Raw genomic sequence first — 3,680 nt, forward strand, 5'->3', positions numbered from 1 at the left:
CTACAGAAAAATTAAGTTTCCCGAATTCACGTTATAAAGAAGAATTGAGTGATGATGTTAATTTGGCTGAAAAGGATTGAATGGTTCGACATTAATGTGGGAAATCACACCATATTGAGCCCATGACTCTTGCTCAATAAACTCATCCATCCACTTTGGAATTTTGAACGAAACAACTTCAGCTCCAGGTCTCAACGTCAAGAAATGATCAGCGTGAGACTCATCACCAATACTAATGTTTAGCCTATCACTTTTGATTTGCGTGTTACCAGATTCATCAATTGCAATTAAAAACTTACTTCTCTTACTTCTGTCAGGATGAGTTCCCCCTTGAACGCGGAACACCGTAGAAGTTTCTTGAGGTAATGGTCCCACAAAATTTGCATCGCCAGGTTGAGCAACTTTGTTTGGAACAACAGCCTAGCCAAGGACTATATCTTGTACGTCAACCTCAATTTCAGTTTCATTCGTGACAAGTACTCCAACACCTAGCTCTGGATCGAAAGAAGCATCAAAAATAAAGCCCAACTCTCTATCTTCACCATCATCAGTCGACATTATCTTCACTTTTCTTAAGTTTATTACGTTTTTAAGATCTGCGGCTTCCTTCATGAGCCCTGTATCTCTAAAACTTTCGTTATAATATTCGAACAAGGCCTCTTCAACATCACGAAATATTTTGTCCTTATTCGCTTCAAACTGAGTAAAGGTGTCTCTTTGATTATCAGTTATTTCATCATCATCGAAGGTCTGTATTATTAGCTCAACTGAACCGCTATCATTAAAAAAGTCTATTGAATAGCCTCTTTTCCAGTAGCTATCATATGATAGCTTCCCTAATACGTTGTCATTAACCACCATTGATTAGCTCCAGTAGTGTTCTTTCACCTATGCCACCTAAATGCCCATACTTCACACCAAAGTCCATTGATTTAACCTTGTTAGTATGAATAAAAGATGGGACTAGCTGCATTGTTCTCATATCTTCGACTTCGTGCCACGTATATTTATGCTTTTTCATAAACTTTGAAATATCCTTTTCTTTAACACCAAGTTGCGAAGCAAGCATTTGATTTGCTTCTTTAAAGTTAGTATCTCTATCTAGAGACATAATTCCTTTCAGACGAACCTCATGTAAAGTAACAGGTGAAAAGTCAGGATAACCATTTTTATACGCGATTCCATCTGGAATTATTTTTTGAATATCAGGATTATCAAATATGAAGTTTGACTCACCTCTAACGCCTGTCCAATGTCCATTATTTATCGGTGTTAATTTAATCCTGTCATCATAACTACTCAATCTCGGAAGTTTTGGCCCGATGAAACTAGATGATAACTCATCGCCAACACCGTAGTTTGGAACAACAAATGAGCAGTTAAAGAGCAAGCTCTTTAACTGCTATTTTAAACTAATTTAGTTTAATTATTTTAACTCCCATTTTCTTTAACAAAGCTATAACTCCAAGCCTAAATTCTTCATCATCAATGAGCCAATTTCCCTCAACACCATCCTCTCTAACAAGAGTAATAGCATAGTCTCCATCAATTTCTTCTAAATAGTAGTTATTGATATCTCTACCGTTAATAAAAAGTTCATTAGCAATATCTTGTTCTGAATATTTCATTGTTTAATGCCTAAGTTTAGGTTTCATAGCTTCAAGTAATTCTTTTGAATATTCTTTACCATATCCTGGGAAGAAAATAGTATTATCGAAATCTCCTTCGCCCCAAAAAATACGAGATGGTTGAGGTTTAATATTCGGGTTAACTTCTAATTGCCTAAAGTACTTTGCACTTAATACTTTCATATCACCCGGAGAAGGCCATCTTTGATTTTTGTGTGTATTAGGATGTACATGCCCTATCAATCGAGCTGACTTAGGAGTAACAACATCCTTAAATGTACCGCTGTATAAAACTTTAACACGCTTGCCATCTCGAATTTCACTTGTTAAAGCAAACTCAACCCTTCGATCACCTAATGTTCCCAATTTATATATATCACCAAAACGAACGGTTCGATCTGTTAGTACAACACCAGATTCACCAGCGATACGAAGATCTCCGGGAAATGCTCCTGTTTCCATTAGTTCCTTGATTGAAGAAGTTTTTCCTAAAGTTGGAGTACGTTCAACGGCAGTAATACGATATAGGCCATCTTCAGTATAGTGACCATAAGAATTCAGCTTCATTGAGTTTGGAACAACTGACGCAGTGTACTTACTGCGTCATCATCCCATTCAACCGTGGTAGTTACTTCTCGCCCACTCTTACGATTTCAGATCCCAATTCAATAAGCCTACTTCTTAGTTTTTCCTCAAATTCATCATTATTGACTGTAAGGTAGAACTCTTTTCCTTCACCGTTTCGATAGCAAATAGTTTCTGAGAAAGGAGTAACCCTAACGAAATAATTTTCTATCGTTAGCCCGTTACCAAACAAGTAGTCATCCAAGTCAGTAGGAATCTTTTTACTGTTACTCATAAATTACCTTTAGTCCTTTCGGTGTTTCAATAAGATTGTAAGATTTACCAAATCCAGGGTAGAACAACGTATTATCATAATCTCCAGTTCCCCAAAATATTCTACTTGGTTGTGGTTTAGCAGAAGGATTAGTAAGTAATTGTTCGAAATATCGGTCGTTTAGAATATTCATGTCAGCCCTGGACGGTAGTTGTTGCATCACCCCTTCATTCGGATGCGCGTGACCCAATATTCTACTATCTCTAGGTACTGGACTTGTAAATGCATCACCACTATAGAGCCTTTTGACCAACTTACCGTCGACTCTTTCTGTTACCAGCGAAAATTCAACGCCTGATCGCTGACTAAGATCATATACATCACCAAATCTTACCGTTCGATCAGTGACTGTAACACCCACTTCTCCAGGGAGAGAACCTGTATTTAACAACTCGTCAATACTTGCATGACTCCCTAAACCTTCAGATTTAGGAAATCGTAACCCAGAGACTGATCCGCCTTCTTGCATAAGAGTTTGATGGGTGGTTGACGTGTTTGGAACATCTCTCCCCAACTCACTACGATGCGTCCGCTCATTATCAATAATATTCCCTGATTGTTCAACACTCGCATCATAATCTGCTTTTTCCTTAGGTTTAGCTTTATTTACAATTAACCGTCGCTCAGCCTCCACCCGCCGCGTATGCTTTTCACGAAACTTTTTAGCAATACCTGCCGCGGTGGGATTGGTATCGAGCAATTTGTAATATTCTTCCAATGGCCAAAAATAATTGGGATCATACTCACCATTTTCAGCCCGATAGCGCTCTAAGTATTCGATTTGATTATCACCCCAGCCATAATCACCGAGGAAGCCCTCTAATTCATATTCATCTCGAATTAAACAGTTATACACAATAATTGTTTGAATTTTGATGAGATGGACTAAATCATTGATGACATCATCCTCGGTATACCAGGATTGAATAGTTAGACCGTGGTAATGACCAATTTTTTCGACGATTCGCCAGAGGTGCTGCGGGAAGTTTTGTTCGTCGGTCAGTCGCCATAAAAACTGCTTGATAAAGATATCATCACGAGTTTTACATTCGGTATTAATTTCAAATTCGAGGGGGTTAGCTTCAAAAAAATAAGGGGCAAATAAAAAGCGCCTGCGGCTGCGCGATCTGACGTAGAATGGGTCGAATAACATG

The 3,680-nt window shown here is 38.2% G+C and carries 7 protein-coding genes; all 7 read right to left on the reverse strand.

Going from position 1 to position 3,680, the window contains the following annotated elements; all coding sequences use genetic code 11:
* Positions 1-57 precede the first annotated feature (57 nt).
* Positions 58-375, reverse strand: a complete 318-nt coding sequence (locus tag ABVT42_RS20410) for a hypothetical protein (RefSeq protein ID WP_367024332.1) — start codon at positions 373-375, stop codon at positions 58-60.
* A 45-nt stretch (positions 376-420) separates the two neighbouring features.
* Complete coding sequence (locus tag ABVT42_RS20415) at positions 421-861, reverse strand: DUF6985 domain-containing protein (RefSeq protein WP_353897799.1); 441 nt, start codon at positions 859-861, stop codon at positions 421-423.
* On the reverse strand, positions 851-1,390 hold the full coding sequence (locus ABVT42_RS20420) for an HNH endonuclease (protein ID WP_353897798.1): 540 nt from the start codon (positions 1,388-1,390) through the stop codon (positions 851-853). The genes ABVT42_RS20415 and ABVT42_RS20420 overlap by 11 nt, the downstream gene beginning before the upstream one ends.
* Positions 1,391-1,412: 22 nt before the next feature.
* On the reverse strand, positions 1,413-1,628 hold the full coding sequence (locus ABVT42_RS20425) for a hypothetical protein (RefSeq protein ID WP_353897797.1): 216 nt from the start codon (positions 1,626-1,628) through the stop codon (positions 1,413-1,415).
* A gap of 3 nt (positions 1,629-1,631) precedes the next feature.
* On the reverse strand, positions 1,632-2,195 hold the full coding sequence (locus tag ABVT42_RS20430) for a hypothetical protein (RefSeq protein WP_353897796.1): 564 nt from the start codon (positions 2,193-2,195) through the stop codon (positions 1,632-1,634).
* 61 nt (positions 2,196-2,256) lie between these two features.
* Positions 2,257-2,487, reverse strand: a complete 231-nt coding sequence (locus ABVT42_RS20435) for a hypothetical protein (RefSeq protein WP_353897795.1) — start codon at positions 2,485-2,487, stop codon at positions 2,257-2,259.
* Positions 2,480-3,680: hypothetical protein (locus ABVT42_RS20440; protein ID WP_353897794.1), on the reverse strand; the 1,201-nt coding region annotated here is incomplete at its 5' end. The genes ABVT42_RS20435 and ABVT42_RS20440, both read right to left, overlap by 8 nt.

Origin of the sequence: Aliikangiella maris, assembly GCF_040719265.1 — a bacterium.
In the GTDB taxonomy this organism is placed as follows: Bacteria; Pseudomonadota; Gammaproteobacteria; order Enterobacterales; family Kangiellaceae; genus Aliikangiella; species Aliikangiella maris.

What these genes read in the sequence shown, in the direction of transcription:
- ABVT42_RS20415 (WP_353897799.1), bottom strand. Translation starts at nt 861, where the DNA reads ATGGTGGTTAATGACAACGTATTAGGGAAGCTATCATATGATAGCTAC.
- ABVT42_RS20425 (WP_353897797.1), bottom strand. Translation starts at nt 1,628, where the DNA reads ATGAAATATTCAGAACAAGATATTGCTAATGAACTTTTTATTAACGGT.
- ABVT42_RS20430 (WP_353897796.1), bottom strand. Translation starts at nt 2,195, where the DNA reads ATGAAGCTGAATTCTTATGGTCACTATACTGAAGATGGCCTATATCGT.
- ABVT42_RS20435 (WP_353897795.1), bottom strand. Translation starts at nt 2,487, where the DNA reads ATGAGTAACAGTAAAAAGATTCCTACTGACTTGGATGACTACTTGTTT.